This window comes from Clostridium carboxidivorans P7, assembly GCF_001038625.1.
GTDB classification, from domain to species: Bacteria; Bacillota; Clostridia; order Clostridiales; family Clostridiaceae; genus Clostridium_AM; species Clostridium_AM carboxidivorans.
The window spans coordinates 5617193-5637258 of record NZ_CP011803.1 but is presented as its reverse complement, the minus strand read 5'-3'; the positions used below and the strand labels follow the sequence as shown (position 1 = coordinate 5637258).

Genomic DNA, 20066 nt, shown 5'->3' with positions numbered 1-20066 from the left:
TAATTTAATAGAAAAAATTTAAGTTTTTTTACAATATATAATTGAAAGGAATGTACATAAATGAAACTTGGAATCGTAGGATTACCTAATGTAGGTAAAAGTACTTTATTTAATGCTATAACAAAAGCTGGAGCTGAATCTGCTAACTATCCTTTCTGCACTATAGAGCCTAATGTAGGTGTAGTTAGTGTTCCTGATAAAAGATTGGATGTCCTTGAAAAAATGTATAATTCTAAAAAGAAGGTATACACTGCAATAGAATTTTATGATATAGCAGGATTAGTTAAGGGAGCAAGTAAAGGAGAAGGTCTCGGAAATAAATTCTTATCTCATATAAGAGAAGTAGAATCTATAGTTCATGTAGTAAGATGTTTTGATGATCCTAATGTAGTTCATGTAGATGGTTCTATAGATCCTATTCGTGATATTGAAACTATAAATCTAGAACTTGTATTTTCAGACATAGAAGTAATGGACAGAAGAATCGAAAAAATTGTTAAGCTTGCTAAAAGTGGAAGTAGTAAAGAAGCTAAATCTGAATATGAATTAATGCTTAAAGTAAAAAAACATCTTGAAGATGGTAACCCAGTTAGAACTTTAGAGTTAACTGAAGATGAAAGCGAAATTGTTAAAGGATATTTTTTACTTACAACAAAACCAGTATTATATGTAGGAAATATTTCTGAAGATGATTTAATTTCTGGTAACTTAGAAAATGATTATGTTAAGAAAGTTAAAGAATATGCTTCTAAGGAAAGTTCTGAAGTAATAGTTATTTCAGCTAAAATAGAAGAAGAACTTTCTACTCTTGATGATGATGAAAAGAAAGAAATGCTTGAAGAATATGGACTAGACGAAGCTGGATTGGATAAGCTAATACATGCAAGCTATAAGCTTCTAGGCCTTATGAGTTTCTTAACTGCCGGTGTTCAAGAAGTTAGAGCATGGACAGTAAAAAATGGAACCAAGGCACCTAAAGCTGCTGGTAAAATCCATACAGATATTGAAAGAGGCTTTATAAGAGCTGAAATAGTATCTTATGACAAACTTGTAGAATGTGGCTCTGAAGCTGCTGCAAAAGAAAAAGGTTATTTTAGACTTGAAGGAAAAGATTACATTATGCAAGATGGAGACATTGTTAACTTTAGATTCAATGTTTAAGCTTATATAATATAAGCTTAATGCGACGTAAGAGTGCAGTGGAAGTTTGAATTTTAACTTTTATTCCGTGATATATGATAAGGGTGTACTCACTGCTAAATGTTTTAATTATTCTAAAGCTCGAAATTTTTGAAAGCCTAAGAACTTTGTCAAACTCGGTTTCCTCAAACAGGACTAAAGTTCTAAGGCTTTCAAAAATTTTGAGCTAAGAATAATACTAAAACAATTTAGCTAATGTGAGTACACCCTTATCATATATCATTGCATAAAAGTTAAAATTCAAACTAGTAACTTCAAGTATACGCATCTAATTCCATCGTTATATATAATTTCAGTAATCCAAAATTATAATCATAACTTATAACACTTAAAAATTAAGGCGAAACCTAATGTTTGGCTAATATATTTAGTTTAAAAAGCAGTTGCTTTCTATTTTATAGAAATACCTCGAAAGAGACTTATTATTTATGCCGTTGAAAAATATGATGCTGAAAGCTACGCTTTTTCTAAAGAGCTATAATTATAAGCAATTTTTCATATTAGAATTACAATAGTTACTACACAACTTTTTAGGTGGAGGGAGCTTTGAATATATGGTGTATAAAAGCTTTTGAGAGAATTTAGGAGCTCTTATGTCTAAAATTTAAAAAATCACGTAATTTGAATCAGGACGATTCAAGCCGCGAAAGTCCCAGGTCGGGACATTTGAGCGGGTAGGGATTTTTTAAATTTTAGGCATTAGAGCTCCTTAATGAACGGTTGGCTTTTATACACCATATATTCAATGCGGACTCAACCTAAAAAATTGTGTTGCAATGTACTTATAATGTGAAAATTTTTTATCTACTTTTTTTGTGCCTTCTCGTGTACTTTTTCAATTCTTTACTTAATTCACCCATAATTTCATTGTAGCCAAAACTTTCCCTTCCCATTAACACTTCTATAGCATCTTTCACACAACTCATAGAATATACATGGAAATTTCCATTTTTAATTTCTTCTTCTACTTCTTTATTCAATACAATATTATTTAAATTAGATTCTGGAACTAAAACTCCCTTGTCTTTTATGGTATCCTTTAATTTACATACCTTAAAGAAACCTTCTATTTTTTCATTTATCCCACCTATAGGCTGTACTTTCCCAAATTGATTTATAGATCCTGTAACTGCTATATTTTGTTTTATTCCTATTTTACTTAAAGCTGATATCATGGATACTACTTCCGCTACAGATGCACTATCTCCATCTACTGTGCCATATATCTGTTCAAAGCTTAAATGAAAATCTACAGGTATCTTTTCGTAACCACCTATAAGATTGCTTATATACCCTTTTAATGTACTTATAGCTTTATTGTGTATGTCTCCACTTAAATTACTTTCTTTTTGTACATCTATTATATTTCCTTCTCCTTTATAACAACAACAAGTTATTCTTATAGGTTTTCCAAAGCTGCAATATCCTGTGTCTATAACAGATAAACCATTTACTTGGCCTACTTGCTTTCCTATTACATTTATAAATATTTTGTTATCTTTATAGCTTTCATTTATTTCTTTTTCTACCGTTTCTTCAGTATATACTGTATCTATTATGTCCTTTTGTTCTATTTTATCTCTGTTATCCTCTTCCACTTTGTTATTAGAAATTGTAAGTACTCTATTTAATTCATAATCATCTATATAAAGTTTATTTTTATTTTCAGCTTTTCTAGATAAAAATTTAGCTAACTCTGTTATGCCTTCCTGAGACAGCTGATAAAAATTATTGAATCTACACATATTGTATATTTTTATTAAGAAAGATTTTTTTATTTCCTCATTAATATCTAGTAAAGATTTATATTCGGCTCTCACTTTAAAAATTTTTTTAAAATCTTCGTCGTAATTGTATAAAAGATTATAAAGATTATAGTCACCTATAATTATTACCTTTTCGTTAAACTTAACAGGTTCTGGTTTTATACCAGTTAAATTTAAGAATTCCAAGTATCCCCTATTATAATCTAAGTCTACTTTACCACTCATAATAGATTTTTTTAAATGATAATATGCTGAAGGATTATTCAAAAGACTATTTGCTCTAATTATAATACATCCACCATTTGCCTTTAAAAGTGATCCAGGTTTCATCAAATTTATATCTGTAATATATGATCCATTTTTGCTTTCATATTCTATAATTCCAAGCAAATTATTTACACTAGGATCTTCTTCAAATATTACAGGGGGTTCATTTTTTTCACTATTATCCACTAACACATTTACCATGTATTTATATATTGCATTATTTATTTCATCTTCATCATCTTCATAATTCATAGAATATATTTCTTTAATATCCTCTTCTATTTGAACACAAATATTATTTAAAAACTCTATAATATCCTTATTATCTGTAAATTTTTCAAAATATTCTTCTTTAACATCTTTTGTTTTCCCAATATAATAATCATCTATAAATTCTTTTATTTTCTCAATTCCCGATTGTTCTATATTTTTTAATTCTTCCAAAACCTTTTGGGCATTCTTCTTTAAGCTACTAGCCTTATCTAGTATTTTTTCTTTCTTTTCATTCTCTAACTTTTCATACTCACCTTCATCCATGACTTCTTCTTTATCCTTCATAGGAATGAAAGTAAATCCATTTTGAGTTGCTTTAATAGTAAATCCCTGTTCTTCAGAATCTTTTAATAATTTATTTATTAAATCAGATCTTTTTTTACGAATACTTTCAGTTATTTCTTCCTTTTCCTTATTAGATGAATCAGTATAAAATTCATAGGTTGTTTCTGAATATATTTTTTGCATTTTTTCTAACATTTCTTTTAGAATTTTTCCTTTACCAGCTGTTAAAAATAATACCTTAGGACATTTTTCATCATCTTCTATAACATAGCATATATCAACTAATTTTTCCTTGAACCTTAAATTTTCTTTTACAAACTTTATGATTTCTTTCAATTTATCTTTTGAAAAATCGTCTATTAAATAAACATTATACCCTTCTTTATCTATTTCTAAAGCCATTTTTAATTTTTTATACATTTCATTATCATCAGGTACATGGTAGCTATCTTCTCTTAATTTGGTATTTTCAAACTCAAATTTATATATAATTTCTTCAGCTGCCAATTCTCTCTGCATATCCCATCCTCCTTTTATCGCTTACTATAATAATATTCTTAAAATTATTATTTAGGCACAAAAAATAAAAAAACTACTAATCAGCTTTTTAGCATTTAATTTTTATATATCTGAAATTATTAATTTCAGATATATAATTTTAAATTTGAATTTTCCTATAACATTGCATATAATAGTACTATAATTTAAAACTTTTTTGACAAAGTGCAAGTTTATTTAGTATACTTATAGCGTATATGTACATTCAATGATAAGAGTGCATTATATTCTTAAAAAACATAATACTATGTTATAAATACACTATTTAATTTAATCTCTACGGATTGAAACCGCTGAAAAACTCAGCATTCCATAAAATTTAAACGTAAAGGAGTTATTACCATGAGTTTTAAAGAAAAAATTGCTCAATATTACACAAAGTCTTATTTGAAAAAATATGGTGACAGACTTACTCAAGTGCAAGGAACAGTAGTATCTGTTAAAATTACTGAAAAAACTATATTGTGGATATTCCATAAATTAAATGTAACCCTTTTGGTAAGACCTGAGAGAAGTAAAAATGTTGTAAAATGCTCTTATATGAGAAATAAGTGGTTTAAGAAGCCAGAATTTATAACTATATCTCAAGGAAATTTAGTTTTAGTTCAAGGTTTAAAAGGTAAAAGAGGTAAAGAAAATAGAGAACAAATTGAACTTATCAACATAAGAAATATTACAACCAAAAAAGACCTAGTACCTATGGATGGAAAACCTCAAAGGACACAAAGAGTTCAAAGAATCAAATAAAGGATAGAATTGCTAATGCAATTCTATCTTTTTTATTAGTCAGATGTCTTATTTAAAGTATAAATATAAGCTATTAGTTAATGCTATTATACCTGAGAAAAATATTACAATTCCCCATTGAATTATATTCAAAGCTGCAGTATGGAATACCATTTGCATAAATGGAATGTATAATACACATATAAGCATAGTTATTGATATGGTTACAGCTCCAAGCAAATAGACATTTGTAAATAAATTTATTTGGAATATGGAGTGTTCTTCTGATCTACACTCGAATACATGTATCAATTGTGATATTATTAAAGTACATAATGCTAATGTCCTGCAGGTTTTTAAGTTATATCCATACAATTTTCCTACCATAAAAGCTAATATTGTACATACTCCAATTAAAGTTCCCCTTATAACTATTTTTTCGCTTAAACCTCTTGCAAATATACTTTCATTTTTAGGTCTAGGTTTTCCAATCATTATATCCTCATTAGCTGGATCTACTCCTAATGCTATAGCTGGTAACCCATCTGTAGCCAGATTTACCAATAAAATTTGTATAGGTAAAAGTGGCGTATCTAAATAGAAAAGAGAAGATAAAAACATTGTAAGCACTTCTCCTAAATTACAAGAAAGCAAGTACCTTATAAATTTTCTTATATTATAATAAATAACTCTTCCCTCTTCCACTGCTGCTACAATAGTTGCAAAATTATCATCCAAAAGTATCATAGAAGAAGCTTCTTTAGTTACATCTGTACCTGATATTCCCATAGATATACCTATATCAGCTTCCTTAACTGCTGGTGCATCATTTACTCCATCTCCAGTCATGGCTACAATTTTATTTTTTGATTTAAAAGCCTTTACAATTCTTAATTTATGATTAGGACTTACTCTAGCAAATACAGATACTCTATCAACCAAATCTGCTAATTTTCTATCACTTATTTTGTCTAACTCTTCTCCAGTTATAACCTGTGATTGATCCTTACAAATATCCAATTCCTTGCCTATAGCAAAGGCTGTATTTTTGTGATCTCCAGTTATCATTACTGCCCTTATTCCTGCCATTTTGCATTTTAAAACTGCATCTTTAGCTTCCTTTCTAGGTGGATCTATAATTCCTGCAACACCTAAAAACACAAGATTATCTTCTAAGGATTTTCCTCTTACAATCCCTTTATCCTTATATGCACCTGCTATGCATCTTAGTGCATTAAAGGACATATTTTCTACAGCCTTTTCTACTTTTTCTTTATAACTTGATGTAAATAATCTTACTTCACCTCTATCTAAGATATATTTACATCTACCTATTATCCTTTCAGGCGCTCCTTTTACATAACAAATTTCTTTTGTACCTTCTTTCATTATTACAGACATCATTTTTCTATCAGAATCAAAAGGAATATCGTACACTCTATTTGATTTATCCAAAAACTTTTTTAGTTCACTGCTGTCCTTAAAAAGAGCTTTAATTAAAGCCGTTTCTGTAGGATCTCCAAACAAACTTTTTGAAATATTCTTTTCCTTAAAATCAAAATTACAATCATTACAATATGTAAAAGCTTTCTTAAGTAATAAATTTTCAGGAATTGAATCTTCATCTACTTTATATATTTTTTCATTAAAGTACATGGCCTTTACCATCATTTTGTTTTCTGTTAATGTCCCTGTCTTATCGCTGCAAATGATAGAAGTGCATCCTAGTGTTTCAACTGCTGGAAGCTTTCTAACTAAAGCATTTCTTCTAAGCATTCTTGAAACTCCAAGTGCCAAAGCTACTGTAACTATAGCTGGAAGACCTTCTGGAATAGCTGCAACAGCTAAGCTTACACCTAAAAGAAACATTTCATATTTATCTTGTCCTCTCCAAATTCCAGTAAAGGTTACAATTATGCATATAGCAATACAAATTATTACCAAAACCTTTCCAAGTGAAGCTAACTTTTCTTTAAGAGGAGACCTTTCATTTTCTATATTGTCAAGCATACCTGCTATTTTTCCCATTTCAGTTTTCATACCAGTTTCCACTACTCTGGCTCTAGCTTTTCCTTTTAAAACTGTAGTACCCATAAATATTGAATTTTCTTTAGTTTTACAACTTTTTTCTACACCTACAGATTCACCTGTCAAAAGAGATTCATCTAACATAAAATTGCTATCCTCTGTTAGCATGCAGTCTGCTGGTACTCTATCTCCAGTTTCCAGAAGTACTAAATCTCCAATAACTAATTCTTCTGCATTTACTACAGTTAAAGCTCCTGACCTTACTACTTTAGCTGTAGGAGCTGCCATTTCCTTTAATGCCTCTAAGGATTTTTCAGTTCTATATTCTTGAAAAAAGCCAAGTATTGCATTCATTACAACAATTATAAGTATAGTAATTGCATCTGCTTTTTCCCCCATAAAACCTGATATAACTGTGGCCGCAATAAGTACCCAAACCATAAAATCATTAAACTGCTGAAGAAATATTTTAATTGCAGATATTTTCTTCTTTTTTTCTAATCTATTAGGTCCATACTTTTTTAACCTTCTATTAGCTTCTTCATGCGTTAGTCCATTTTGTAATTCTCTTTCATTAATCAAGTACATCCCTCCCCTTTTTTAGTTGTTTATACAATTTAAATATATGCCTTTAATTACTACTATTATGAAAAAATAATAAAAAAACAAATACTATACATGAAAGTATATACATGAGATTTTGCATATATGTTGTATAAAACATCACTATTGTATATAATAATATGTAGCAATCATTAGAATTTAGTATAAAATTAGGAGGATTTAAAAAATGAATGATGTAGTGTACATAACAGGACATAGAAATCCAGATACAGATTCTATTTGTTCTGCCATATCTTATGCAGAATTTAAAAATAAAACTGGCGTAAATGCTATTCCCATAAGACTTGGAAACATAAACAGAGAAACTGAATTTGTATTAAATTATTTTGGAGTTAAAGAGCCTAAATTAGTTGATACAGTTAAAGCACAGATAGGAGATTTAAACTTTGATAGTGTTGCTCCAATTTGTCCAGACACTTCCTTAAAAACAGCCTGGTCAATGATAAGAAAAAATAACGTAAAAACTCTTCCTGTAGTTGATGATGAAGATAGACTAATAGGACTTGCTTCTCAATCAAATATAACTTCTAGTTATATGGATATATGGGATAACAATATAATACAAAAAAGTGGAACAAATCTTGAAAACATACTAGATACTCTTTCTGCTAAATGTGTTTATGCTGTGGAAGGTGAACCTAAATTTGCAGGCAAGGTAGTAGTTGCAGCTATGCAGCCTGAAAGTGCTAAAGAAGTTATAGAAGAAGGAGACCTCGTAATCTGTGGAGATAGAGAAGATGCTCAAAATGTATGTTTAGACTGCAAAGTTTCCATTATGATTATAGCAGGTAACCACGATGTAAGTGATGCTATAATAGAAAAAGCTAAAAGCGTAGGATGCTGTGTAATTATAACACCTTATGATACATTTACTGCTTCAAGATTAATAAATCAAAGTGTTCCTGTAAGTTACGTAATGACTAAAGATAACTTAATTTCCTTTAAAACTGATGATTTTATTGAAGAAGTTAGAGAAGTTATGCTTGAAACTAGATACAGAAGCTATCCTGTAGTAAATTCAGAAAATAAAGTTGTAGGAAATGTTTCTAGATATCATTTAATATCTCAAAAAAAGAAAAAGGTAATTCTTGTAGATCATAATGAAAAATCTCAATCCGTACCTGGACTTGATGATGCTGATGTACTTGAAATAGTAGATCATCATAGAATTGCTGCTATTCAAACAGGTTCCCCAATATATTTTAGAAATGAACCTGTAGGATGTACTGCCACAATAGTTGCTTCTATATTCTTTGAAAATGGTATAAGACCATCTAGAAAAATTGCAGGTCTTTTATGTGCTGCTATTATTTCAGATACTCTTCTATTTAAATCACCTACATCAACTAATGCTGATAAACATGCATTAAAGAGATTAGCAAACTTAGCTAATATAGACCCTGAAGCATTTGCAAAAGAGATGTTTAAAGCAGGTTCTTCACTTGAAGGAAAAACACCTGCTGAAATACTTAATCAAGATTTCAAAGCATTTACTATAGGTGGAATTAAAGTTGGTATAGGTCAAGTATCTACTATGGATGTTGAAAGCTTCAACCCAATAAGAAAAGATATGTTAGATTTAATGGAGAATACTTGTAAGGAAAAAGAATTCGGTTTGATTTTACTTATGTTAACAAACATCTTAGAAGGTGGATCTGAACTAATCGCAGTTGGGGATCATACAGATGCTGTTGATGAAGCCTTTGGTGTATTATTAAAGAATAATTCTGCATATGCACCTGGAGTACTTTCAAGAAAGAAACAGGTTGTACCACCATTGACAGCAGTAATGGCAAAATAAGACTTATAATCATTAAAAAGAAGTACATAGATTTATATTACGCCTATGTACTTCTTAGCATTTTTTGCTAAAATTCTAATTATGCTAATCTTCTATTTCACTCATTTCTACAGTTTTCATTTTTAAACCATACATGTTATTTTGAGGCATATTCCCCATCATTGCTTCAGGCATATTTTGCTGCATCATAGGCCCCATCATTGGATTCATCATCATCGGATTCATCATATTCATCATTGGACACATATATTTCATCATAGGACATATAAAATTTTTCATTCCACAACTATGTTCTTCCATTTTAGCCCCCTTTTCCTTGTTACAACTACCTCTGCCATACATTCTTTCCACTAAAAAACCTCCTAAATCATTACATCTATATATTATATGTATATAGAATTTATTTATTGACAGAAATATTGTATAAATAAAAAAACACTGAATTAAATTTCAGTGTTTTATCTACCTTTCATACTATTTACAAGTCCCCACATTTCGTCACCTGTTTTCATAGCTTTAGAACTAAGTTCAAAGGCTCTTTGTGCTATTATCATATCTGTCATTTCTTTTCCAATATTTACATTTGACTCTTCCAACTTACCTTGAAGTACATTGCTATTTTGAGCAACATTAATTTGTGCTCCTGGATTAGCTGTGTATAAATTGTCACCTATAGAACTTAAAGCTTCTTGTCCTACTGGATTATAAACATTAATCTTTCCATAATATACACTATTACTGTTATCAACATTTAAATAAATTTCCCCATTTTCTTTAACAGCAAAATTATCTTGAGTAAAACCAGTACCCGAATTAAATAAGTTTGATCCTTCTTCCGTAAACTCTATGTCTAATCTATTACCATCTTTATCTACAATGTCTCCATTATTATCTATATTAAAGCTCCCTGCTCTCTCATAAGCCTTAGTTCCATTAGGAAGTGTAACCCTAAAATAGCCTTCTCCATCTATTGCAAAATCTGTCTTAGAATCTGTCTGTCTCAAAGGACCCTGAGTATTATCTCTATACCATTGGGTGGCCTTAACACCTGTACCATTTATAGGTTCTTTAGGATTATCTCCACTATTGGGATAACCCTTTCTATTTAAAGTTTCATAAACTAAATCTTGAAAACTTACGTCTTCTCTTTTATATCCTGTAGTACTTTCATTTGCAATATTATTGGAAATACTATCTAGCTTATCTTGTTGAGCATTCATAGCACTTTTACTTCCCCATAAAATCCTTAACACAATATCACCTCTCCTATCTTACAGATCCAATTTCATTAGCCGCTTTAGATAAAGTTTCGTCAAGTGCTTGTACAACTTTTTGATTAGTTTCAAAAGTTCTCATAGTAGTCATCATACTAACCATTTCGTTGATTACATTTATATTAGATTTTTCTAAAGATTTCTGTCTAACTACAGCTGCATTTTCTGTAGGATTTGTTCCTTGATAAAGATTATCTCCTACCTTTTTTAAGGTATTATAATCATTAAAATCTACTGTATACAGCTTATACGTTGGCACATTATTTATACTTACATTACCGCTAGTATCACATTTTAGTTCTCCACTTCCTACATTTATAGGACCCAAAGAATTATTTTGCAAATTTCTGCCTAGTACTGTATCACCAGAATCATTAACAAGAATTCCGTTAATGTTTACATGAAAATGGCCGTCTCTTGTATAATATTGTCCGTTATCCACTCCATTATTCCTCTGTACTGCAAAAAAGCCCTTTCCTTGTATAGCAAAATCTGTAGCCTTATCCGTTGATTCTATATTTCCTTGAGTAAAATCAGTATTTACAGCATCAATTTTACTTCCAAGACTTATTGAGCCTATTACATTTCTTACATTCTTGCCTCCAACTATCTTGTCATAATTTTGAAGCAACACATCATCAAATTTTTTAACAGCTAAATTATCACCTTTAAAACCCACTGTAGTTGCATTGGCTAAATTATTAGTTATTACATCCTGTTTGGCTTCCTGAGTTATCATTCCTGAAACTGCAGTATAAAGACTTCTTATCATTTGCCCACTTCCTTATTATTAATTACTTTAACTTCATCCGGGTATATCATACCCATTGATCTTGCTTTATCTTCAATTTTAACTTTACTCATTTCATAGTTAAATTTGACTCCAGTCATAAGAATTGTGGATATAATAATACCTATTCCTATTCCTATTAATAATTTTCTATCACTTAAAAAATCTATTAAAGCTTTTACTTCACATATAATTCTTTTATTAATAGCACTTCCCCCTTACCAATGTTCAGTTCTTCAGCTATTTCATCAACAGACATTCCTTCATTTATCATTTTGTTTATCTTATCTACTTTTACGCCATTACTTCCTACTTTAATATTTTCGGATGTTTTAAGTTCATTATTTAGTTTATTTTCATTATCCTCTATTTTTATTTCACTTTTGTTTTCTACTTCATCTTTTTTATCTAATTCGTCATTAATTTCTATATGTAATTGTTCCTCTGCAATTTTATCCTGTGATTCACCTTTTGATTCACAATTATCAGATTCTATTAAACTTATTTTAATCTTTAAATCTTCTATTTCTTTTTGCAACTCTAATATAGTTTCGGAAAATTCCTTCTTAACTTTACCAATTTCTAATTTATAATCTGTTAAATCTTCTTTTTTATTATTTAATATGCTTGTAAACTTTTCTTTTTTCATAGCATTAAAATTTAACACTATTAATAATGCTCCTGTTATAATTAGAACTATTATAACTAAAATCATAAATTTCCTCGCTTTTAATTAAAATTTATTATATGTATTTAAGCTTTTGCATTGCATTTCTCAAATGTACAATAGCCCTACTGTGAAGCTGGCATACTCTAGATTCTGATACACTTAAAACTTTTCCAATTTCTTTCAATGTCAAACCTTCATAATAGTATAAAGATAAAACTGTTTTATCCTTTTCATTAAGCAAGTCCAATGCCTTTGCTAGATATTCCAATTCCTCTTTTTCTTCTAAACTTTTTTCTGGACTTGGACTTTTATTGTCCTGTATAGTACCAATTAGAGGAATATCATCATCTTCTGAGAATATTAAATCTTCTAATGAAACAATAGATATATAATTTATATAATTTTCTATTTCTATCATTTCTTTTAATGTTATATTAAGTTCATTAGCTATTTCCTTATCAGAAGGTTCCCTTCCTAAAGTCTTTTGAAGTCTTTCTACTGCAGCATTATACCTATTTAGCTTGTCCATAGCTCCCTTTGAAATAGGACTATTCTTTCTTATTTCATCTATCATTGCACCTTTTATTCTTATAGAAGAATAAGTTGAAAACTTCATTCCCCTAGTGTTATCAAATTTACCTATAGCATCCATAAGCCCAAGCATTCCATAACTAACTAAATCTTCATATTCTATATATTTAGTTTTGCCTATTATAACTCTTGATGCAATATATTTAACTAAAGGTATATATTTTTTTACCAGTTCTTCCTTAACATCCAGGCCATCTGCCAGTGCCATAATTCTAATCCCCCTTTACTCCATTTTTCATCTGATTCCTCATAATATGAAAAACCAGTTTTATTATAGTTTCCCGGGTAGGTCTATCTAAATCTAAAAAAACAGTTCCATAAATAATTTTAGGATTTTTCTTATCATTTTCTACCCTTACTATTTTAGTCTTTACAGTAATACTTTCTTGTTGTAAAGGGATTGTTACCATTAAAATATCCTTGCAGTTTATTTTTTCTTCCCATTCTCGACTAACAGCAAGCCTCATACCGCCTCCACTTACGTCCAGTGAATAGGCTTCAAAGAACTCTATTTGATTATCCCCTATACTTTTCATATCTTTTGCCAAATTTATTCTTGCACAAACTACATTAGTCATAAAAGGAACTCTGACAAAATTTCTCCTCTGTACCTTCCTAAAAGCACTAGGCTTCTTTATCATTATAATAAGTATTTTATCTACTTTTCTCCCTAAAACTACAGTTTCAAACCTATATATTTCTTTATCATAATAGTATACACCAGTAATCCTCTCTTCTTTTCTTAAAGGTAGATATTGACCATTATTTACCGGTATACTTATTGCTACATATTCTTCTGTAATATCTTGAACATTACTTTTGTAATATCCATCTTCCATTTCAATTTCTATTTTACCGTTAATTAAGAACTCTACCTTTTCACTCATATAACTACTCCTTATGAAAATATATTGAATATTTTTTTAAATAAATCCTGTACACTTTTTCCACCTTTTTCATTTTCAATACCCACTATTTTTTTTGCTATATTTTCTACATCCTTAGCCACAATTGAATTAGGATAACTTGTTAAAAAAGGTTCTTGACTTCTTACAGCTTTAATAAGTTTTTTATCCTCACTCATATGTCCTAAATACTGTAATTCTACATTTAAAAACTTTTTTACTACATTACTAAATTTATTATATGTAGCCTTCCCCTCTTCTTCGTCCATGGTTTTATTCACTAAAATTTTAGCAAAATCTTTTAATTTAAAATGATTCACCGTTTTAAGAAGACTATATGCATCTGTAAGTGAAGTTGGTTCTGGAGTGGTAATAAGTATTAATTCCTCTGAGCAAGCAATAAAACCAAGTACACTTCTATTTACACCTGCACCAGTATCAATTATTATATAATCAATATCATTCAATTCTGATAATTTATTTATAAAAGCATCTCTTTGAGCTTCTGTCACTTCTTCAAACTTTGAAATACCAGTTCCTCCTGGAAGAAGTTTTACTCCAAGTGTTCCTTCAATTACCACTTCTTCTATGGATTTGTTATCAAATATTATATCATATACGTTAAATTTTGGCAAAAATCCCATAAGTACGTCATCATTCCCCATACCCATATCTGCATCAAATATAAGTACTTTTTTTCCCATCTTTTGTAGTGCAATAGCTACATTTACTACAAAATTACTTTTACCAACCCCTCCTTTACCAGAAGTTACAGTAATAATTCTCGGTTTAGAGGAGTCTAATTTATTTTCTTGTTTTACTATTTTTTCTTTTTGTACTAGATTTCTTAATTTTTCAGCTTGATCCATCATATACTATCCTCTCCTAGTACGAGATTAGTTATTTCTTTTGAAGTCATAAACTTTATATCATCTGGAACATTTTGTCCTGTTGTAACAAAGCTTATTGGTTTTTTAGAGCCTTCACATATATTTAATATAGAACCATACGTAGAAGTTTCGTCCAACTTAGTAATTATTATGTTACTATAATTTAAAGGCTTATATCCCTCAAGTATTACACCTATGTCCCTATTTTTTGTAGTACAACTCATTACCAAATTGACATTATCAGTATTAACCTTTTCTATAAAAGCTCTAAGTTCTGATATCTGCATAGTATTCTTACTGCTTCTTCCTGTAGTATCTACTAATATTACATCACAGTTACTCATACTTTCTACTGCTGCTTCCATTTCCTTTATAGTTAAAACTACTTTAAAAGGTATGTTCATTATATCTGCATAAGTTTTAAGTTGCTCTACTGCACCTATTCTATATGTATCTATAGTTATAAGCCCTACTTTTTTTCCTTCTAAAAGCGCCATCTTACCTGCTAACTTTGCAATTGTGGTAGTTTTCCCCACTCCTGTTGGTCCAACTAGCACCACTATATCATTTTCTTCCATAGGCTTTGTTAGTATAATCTGTTCCATTACTTTCTTAATTTTTTCTTTATTAGGAACATCATCAGGTATCATTTTCATTTCATTCATTATATATTTAACAACCTTATCTTCTACATCCATTTTCTCTAAATATAACTGTACTTTACTTTTACCAATAGTTATATTTGATCCTTTAACCATTTCATCTAACATGTTTCTCATTTCTTTTACTTCATTCACCAATTGTTCATTGTTTTTCTCTAACATTGACTTATAATTTTCATCAAAAATAACTTCAGTTCTTTTTCTTTGTTGATTATTCAATGGCATATTACTTTCTTTAATTTGCTTCTCATTTTCTTTTATTTTAGTATTCATTATTTTTTTTATAGCTTGTATACTTTCTTCTACATTTTCTCCACTACTTATGTCCCTAGATGGTTTCTTATTGTCTATGGCCGCTGTAACTTCCAAAACTCTTTTTGAAAAGAAGCCTAAAAAGCCACCTTTTCTTATCCTTCTCTGACTTATTATAACGGCATCCTTTCCCAATTCATATCTTATTCTAGTAAGTGCTTCGTTCATACTCTTAACTATGTATCTTTTAATTACCATTATATCGAAATCACTCCTTCAGTTTTTATCTCTATATCATTGGGTATTTCATTAAGAGATAACACATTTACTGCTGGAAAAACCATTTCTATAAGCTTTCTAAAAGCAGGTCGTATTTTAGGAGATACCAACACTACTGGTTGGTTTTCATAAAAATACACAGAATCTAAAGTATTTTTTATAGAACCTAAAATTTTGCCTGTAGTATCTGGATCTATAGCTGGAAATGATCCCTGCATAGACTTTTGTATATTATTTCCTATAAGATCTTCTATTTTAGGATCCAGTGTAACTACAGATACAGCTCCATTTTCATCCACAAGTGGATTACAAATACTTCTTCCAAGAGCAAATCTCACATATTCAGTTAAAACTTCAATATCCTTTGTAGTTCTAGAATTATCTGCCAATGATTCCATTATGGTTACCATATCTTTAATTGACACTCTTTCTTTTAAAAGATTTTGAAGTACTTTTTGAAGTTCACCTATAGTAAGTAAATCTGGTATCAATTCTTCTACTACTGCACTATATTTTTCTTTTACTGAATCTACAATAACTTTAACTTCCTGTCTGCCTAACAATTCATAAGAATGATTCTTTATAGTTTCTGTTAAATGAGTAACCATAACAGTAGTAGGATCTACCACTGTAAATCCTTTTATTTCTGCTTCTTCTCTTTGGTCATTGTTTATCCAAACTGCCGGAATTCCAAAGGATGGTTCCACAGTTTTAATACCCGGAATTTCTGTTTCACCATTTGTAGGGTCCATACATAAAAGCATATTTGGCATAAGCTCTCCTTTTGCCATTACAGTTCCCCTTATCTTTACTACATATTCATTAGTTTTCAATTGAAGATTATCTCTTATTCTAATAGGCTGCACTACTATACCCATTTCTATAGCACATTGACGCCTTACAGAAGTTACTCTTTGAAGTAAATCTCCTCCTGCAGCCTCATCTGCCATAGGAATAAGTCCATATCCTATTTCCACTTCCATAGGTTCCACAGAAATCAAATTCATTACATTCTCTGGCTCCTTACTTTCTGTTTCTACTATTTCCTGCTGTTGAACTTCTATTTGCTGCATAACTTGTTCCTTTGCATCCTTATAAAGAAGGTATGCAGCTGTTGCACAAGCTACAGCTAGTATGAAAAATGCAAGATGTGGAAGTCCTGGTATAATGGCAAGAAATAGAAGAACTACAGCTGCTATTGCTATAACCTTTGGAAATCCAGTTAATTGCTTTACAGCAAGACTACCAAAGTTTTCCTTACTACCTGAACGAGTAACCAATATACCTGATGCTGTAGATATTAAAAGTGCTGGTATTTGAGTTACAAGTCCATCACCTATAGTAAGTTTTGTATAAGTTTGTGCTGCTGTAGATATATCCATACTAAGCATTACAGCACCTATTACAATACCACCTATAATATTTATTACTGTAATTATAAGTCCTGCTACAGCATCTCCTTTTACAAATTTTGAAGCACCATCCATAGCTCCATAAAAATCTGCTTCATGCTGCAAATCTTCTCTTCTTTTCTTAGCACCACTTTCATCAATAAGCCCCGAATTTAAATCTGCGTCTATACTCATTTGTTTACCAGGCATAGCATCCAAAGTAAATCTAGCTGAAACCTCTGATACTCTGCCTGCACCATTAGTAATTACTATAAATTGTATAATTATTATAATGAGGTATATAATTATACCTACCACATAATTTCCACCTACAACAAAGGTTCCAAAAGAATTAATTACTTCTCCTGCATAAGCATCTCTAAGTATTAACCTAGTAGATGATACATTAAGAGCTAGCCTAAACAAAGTAGTAATCAAAAGTAATGTTGGAAATACAGAAAACTGTAAAACCTCTGTGGTAAACATTGTTAAAAGTATAATTACTACAGATACAGTAATGTTAAATGCTATAAGTATATCTAGTACTTCTGCAGGTAATGGTATTATGATCATCATTACCACAGATATAACTACAAAAGCCATTATTATATCTACATTGTCTTTTATATTAAATCTTTTTTTACTATTTTCCAAAATACCACCCCTGTGTTTTACTTACGTTCTTTAATTTTATATACTAATGCCAATATTTCTGCTACAGCTTCATACATATCCATTGGAATTTCCTCATCTAATTCAACTTCACTGTACATAAGCCTTGCAAGAGGTTTATTTTCAATTATAGGAACATCATTTTCCTTAGCTATTTCTTTTATTTTCAATGCAACTCTATCTGCCCCTTTGGCAGCTACCACTGGAGCATTTAATCCTTCCTGATATTTAAGCGCTACAGCTATATGGGTAGGGTTAGTAACAACTACAGTAGCCTTAGGAACTTCCTGCATCATTCTTCTAGTAGCCATTTCCCTTTGCTTTTGCTTTATTTTACTTTTAATTTGAGGATCTCCTTCATCTTGCTTATATTCTTCCTTTACTTCCTGTTTGGACATTTTTAAATCTTTATTAAATTGAAATCTCTGATAAACATAATCTATTAGTGCAATAATAATCATTAATATAGTTATTCTAAAAAATATATTAATTGTAAGCTTACTTACTGCAGCTGCTACTGCTTGTGCATTAAGACTTCCTAAAGTAAGTATGTACTCATAATTATCCTTTACAAACTTATAACCTACAAAACCTACTATTGATACCATAGCTAAATCTTTAAAAAGTTCCATAACTGTTCTCATGGAAAATATTCTTTTAAATCCATTTATAGGATTTAGCTTTGAGAAATCAGGTTTTAATGGTTCTGAAGTAATAAGCGCTCCTGTTTGAAGAAAATTTGCTAGTACCCCCATAAACATAATTGGAAGCACCACTGGAAGAAATATTATTCCTATTCTCCATACAACTATGAATGCTATTTTCTGTACACTGTCATAACTTAGAGACATAGTTAAATAATTATTTAAAAAAACTATTAAGGTACTTTTAAGACCATTACCTACATAACCACCTAAAGCTACAATTACTATAGTAGAAGCAAGTAAAGTAAGTGCTAACGCTATTTCTTTACTCTTAGCTATTTGTCCTTTTTTTCTAGCATCACTCTTTTTTTTCGGTGTAGCCTCTTCAGTTTTATCATCAGATGCGAATATTATAAGTAGAGGTATAGTTTTATAAAATCCATTTATAGCATCTTGTATTCCATAAAAAGAGTTTTCTATCATTTTTAAAAATATAGGAAGTGCAAAGCAAAAAGCTCCAAGTCCTACAAGTATTTTTACTGGCATTCCAAGTATCATTACATTCAACTGTGGAACTGTTCTAGAAACAAGTCCCATGGTTATATCTGTTATAAGAATTATCAATACGATAGGTATTGCTATTTTCACCGCTATTTCAAAATACTCAATAAATACCCTTATTATCAAGTTTATTGAGTTTTGATTTAAGAAAAAATTTCCCAACTTTATAACTTTAAAGCTTTCTATTAAAGCTTTTATAAGCATATGGTGTCCATCTACTATAAAGAAAACTACCATACTAAACCAATACAATATATGTTCTATGAGAGTAGTGTTGCTGCTTGATGTTGGATCAAACATTGTCATCATAGAAAATCCAACCTGCATATCCATGATGCTACCAGCAAAACGCACACTATTAAAGCATAAATTTGTTATAAAACCTAATGTAAATCCTGCAACTGCTTCATTCATACAGTTTATAATAAATGGTAAATTATTATTTATATTGTTAATTCCTGTATAATCAACACCAGGTATCAATATGTATGCCATAATTAAGGTTATACCTACCTTAACTGTAGCTGGAGTTCCACTTGGAAAAAATATAGGAACTACCACAAAAAAACAAAACATTCTAATACTTATAAGTATTAATGCCGTAAAATATAAAGTATCTACCAAAATCTCCTCCCCACATTTTTTAACTGAGGTTCTTTACTATAAATAACTTTTAATTTTATTGTGTAATATGTGCTATATATGTGAATATTCTTTCTGTAAAATTCACTAATTGATGAAGCATCCAGCTTCCTGTAAGAAGTCCAACTACTGCTATTGCAATAAGTTTTGGTACAAAAGTTAAAGTCTGCTCCTGTATCTGGGTAGTAGCCTGAAATATACTTATAATAAGTCCAACTAATATTGAAATTATCAAAATAGGTGCTGATACTATAAGTCCTGTTTGTATTGCATCTTTTATAATGCCTATTACCATGTTTTCACTCATTTAGCTCA

Annotated in this window: 16 protein-coding genes; 3 read left to right on the top strand and 13 right to left on the bottom strand. The window is 29.9% G+C overall.

Features of this window, described 5'->3' with window-relative positions; all coding sequences use genetic code 11:
- Positions 1 to 60: 60 nt before the first annotated feature.
- Positions 61 to 1161 carry a redox-regulated ATPase YchF gene (ychF, locus tag Ccar_RS25345; RefSeq protein WP_007063506.1) on the top strand — a complete coding sequence of 367 codons (1101 nt, stop codon included), beginning with the start codon at positions 61 to 63 and terminating at the stop codon, positions 1159 to 1161.
- 839 nt (positions 1162 to 2000) lie between these two features.
- Here ychF and Ccar_RS25340 read toward each other — a convergent pair.
- The gene (locus tag Ccar_RS25340; protein WP_007064779.1) at positions 2001 to 4310 is read right to left on the bottom strand and encodes an AAA family ATPase; all 2310 of its coding nucleotides are present in this window, start codon (positions 4308 to 4310) and stop codon (positions 2001 to 2003) included.
- Positions 4311 to 4691: 381 nt separating this feature from the next.
- On the opposite strand from Ccar_RS25340, the gene Ccar_RS25335 reads away from it, so the two are divergent.
- Complete coding sequence (locus Ccar_RS25335; protein WP_007059526.1) at positions 4692 to 5096, top strand: hypothetical protein; 405 nt, start codon at positions 4692 to 4694, stop codon at positions 5094 to 5096.
- A gap of 48 nt (positions 5097 to 5144) precedes the next feature.
- On the opposite strand, the gene Ccar_RS25330 is transcribed toward Ccar_RS25335, so the two are convergent.
- Positions 5145 to 7691: a calcium-translocating P-type ATPase, PMCA-type gene (locus Ccar_RS25330; RefSeq protein ID WP_416100997.1), complete on the bottom strand. Its 2547-nt coding sequence runs from the start codon at positions 7689 to 7691 to the stop codon at positions 5145 to 5147.
- A gap of 202 nt (positions 7692 to 7893) precedes the next feature.
- On the opposite strand from Ccar_RS25330, the gene Ccar_RS25325 reads away from it, so the two are divergent.
- The gene (locus Ccar_RS25325) at positions 7894 to 9528 is read left to right on the top strand and encodes a putative manganese-dependent inorganic diphosphatase (RefSeq protein ID WP_007059528.1); all 1635 of its coding nucleotides are present in this window, start codon (positions 7894 to 7896) and stop codon (positions 9526 to 9528) included.
- Between the two features lie 84 nt (positions 9529 to 9612).
- Here the strand turns inward: Ccar_RS25325 and Ccar_RS25320 are convergent, their stop codons facing one another.
- The 11 genes from Ccar_RS25320 to fliQ all read right to left on the bottom strand — a co-directional run bounded on the left by Ccar_RS25320 (position 9613) and on the right by fliQ (position 20058).
- A complete protein-coding gene (locus tag Ccar_RS25320; RefSeq protein ID WP_237737346.1) occupies positions 9613 to 9870 on the bottom strand; it encodes a hypothetical protein in 258 nt (85 codons plus the stop codon).
- 116 nt (positions 9871 to 9986) lie between these two features.
- The gene (locus tag Ccar_RS25315; RefSeq protein ID WP_007059530.1) at positions 9987 to 10781 is read right to left on the bottom strand and encodes a flagellar basal-body rod protein FlgG; all 795 of its coding nucleotides are present in this window, start codon (positions 10779 to 10781) and stop codon (positions 9987 to 9989) included.
- Positions 10782 to 10794: 13 nt separating this feature from the next.
- Entirely contained in the window at positions 10795 to 11574 is a 780-nt protein-coding gene (locus Ccar_RS25310; RefSeq protein WP_007059531.1) for a flagellar basal-body rod protein FlgG, read from the bottom strand.
- A gap of 196 nt (positions 11575 to 11770) precedes the next feature.
- The gene (locus tag Ccar_RS25305; RefSeq protein WP_007059533.1) at positions 11771 to 12307 is read right to left on the bottom strand and encodes a DUF6115 domain-containing protein; all 537 of its coding nucleotides are present in this window, start codon (positions 12305 to 12307) and stop codon (positions 11771 to 11773) included.
- A 28-nt stretch (positions 12308 to 12335) separates the two neighbouring features.
- Positions 12336 to 13061 (bottom strand): FliA/WhiG family RNA polymerase sigma factor, encoded by a 726-nt coding sequence (locus tag Ccar_RS25300; RefSeq protein WP_007059534.1) that lies wholly within the window; start codon positions 13059 to 13061, stop codon positions 12336 to 12338.
- A 4-nt stretch (positions 13062 to 13065) separates the two neighbouring features.
- Entirely contained in the window at positions 13066 to 13740 is a 675-nt protein-coding gene (locus tag Ccar_RS25295; RefSeq protein WP_007059535.1) for a flagellar brake protein, read from the bottom strand.
- Positions 13741 to 13751: 11 nt separating this feature from the next.
- Positions 13752 to 14630, bottom strand: coding sequence for a MinD/ParA family protein (locus tag Ccar_RS25290; RefSeq protein WP_007059536.1), 879 nt, complete (start codon positions 14628 to 14630; stop codon positions 13752 to 13754).
- Positions 14627 to 15820: a flagellar biosynthesis GTPase FlhF gene (gene flhF / locus Ccar_RS25285; RefSeq protein ID WP_007059537.1), complete on the bottom strand. Its 1194-nt coding sequence runs from the start codon at positions 15818 to 15820 to the stop codon at positions 14627 to 14629. Before flhF ends, Ccar_RS25290 begins: the two co-directional genes overlap by 4 nt.
- Positions 15820 to 17835 (bottom strand): flagellar biosynthesis protein FlhA, encoded by a 2016-nt coding sequence (gene flhA / locus Ccar_RS25280; RefSeq protein WP_416101005.1) that lies wholly within the window; start codon positions 17833 to 17835, stop codon positions 15820 to 15822. Before flhA ends, flhF begins: the two co-directional genes overlap by 1 nt.
- Before the next feature lie 68 nt (positions 17836 to 17903).
- Positions 17904 to 19733 (bottom strand): fused FliR family export protein/FlhB family type III secretion system protein, encoded by a 1830-nt coding sequence (locus Ccar_RS25275; RefSeq protein ID WP_048030480.1) that lies wholly within the window; start codon positions 19731 to 19733, stop codon positions 17904 to 17906.
- Positions 19734 to 19788: 55 nt separating this feature from the next.
- On the bottom strand, positions 19789 to 20058 hold the full coding sequence (gene fliQ, locus Ccar_RS25270; protein ID WP_007059541.1) for a flagellar biosynthesis protein FliQ: 270 nt from the start codon (positions 20056 to 20058) through the stop codon (positions 19789 to 19791).
- Between the last annotated feature and the right edge of the window lie 8 nt (positions 20059 to 20066).

Excerpts from the sequence above, each read along its gene's own strand:
- flhF (WP_007059537.1), bottom strand. The coding sequence starts at position 15,820 with ATGGTAATTAAAAGATACATAGTTAAGAGTATGAACGAAGCACTTACT.
- Ccar_RS25295 (WP_007059535.1), bottom strand. The coding sequence starts at position 13,740 with ATGAGTGAAAAGGTAGAGTTCTTAATTAACGGTAAAATAGAAATTGAA.
- Ccar_RS25310 (WP_007059531.1), bottom strand. The coding sequence starts at position 11,574 with ATGATAAGAAGTCTTTATACTGCAGTTTCAGGAATGATAACTCAGGAA.
- Ccar_RS25325 (WP_007059528.1), top strand. The coding sequence starts at position 7,894 with ATGAATGATGTAGTGTACATAACAGGACATAGAAATCCAGATACAGAT.
- Ccar_RS25305 (WP_007059533.1), bottom strand. The coding sequence starts at position 12,307 with ATGATTTTAGTTATAATAGTTCTAATTATAACAGGAGCATTATTAATA.
- Ccar_RS25330 (WP_416100997.1), bottom strand. The coding sequence starts at position 7,691 with ATGTACTTGATTAATGAAAGAGAATTACAAAATGGACTAACGCATGAA.
- ychF (WP_007063506.1), top strand. The coding sequence starts at position 61 with ATGAAACTTGGAATCGTAGGATTACCTAATGTAGGTAAAAGTACTTTA.
- Ccar_RS25335 (WP_007059526.1), top strand. The coding sequence starts at position 4,692 with ATGAGTTTTAAAGAAAAAATTGCTCAATATTACACAAAGTCTTATTTG.
- fliQ (WP_007059541.1), bottom strand. The coding sequence starts at position 20,058 with ATGAGTGAAAACATGGTAATAGGCATTATAAAAGATGCAATACAAACA.
- Ccar_RS25290 (WP_007059536.1), bottom strand. The coding sequence starts at position 14,630 with ATGATGGATCAAGCTGAAAAATTAAGAAATCTAGTACAAAAAGAAAAA.
- Ccar_RS25340 (WP_007064779.1), bottom strand. The coding sequence starts at position 4,310 with ATGCAGAGAGAATTGGCAGCTGAAGAAATTATATATAAATTTGAGTTT.
- Ccar_RS25320 (WP_237737346.1), bottom strand. The coding sequence starts at position 9,870 with ATGTATGGCAGAGGTAGTTGTAACAAGGAAAAGGGGGCTAAAATGGAA.
- flhA (WP_416101005.1), bottom strand. The coding sequence starts at position 17,835 with ATGGCTTTTGTAGTTATATCTGTGGTAATGATGATCATAATACCATTA.
- Ccar_RS25300 (WP_007059534.1), bottom strand. The coding sequence starts at position 13,061 with ATGGCACTGGCAGATGGCCTGGATGTTAAGGAAGAACTGGTAAAAAAA.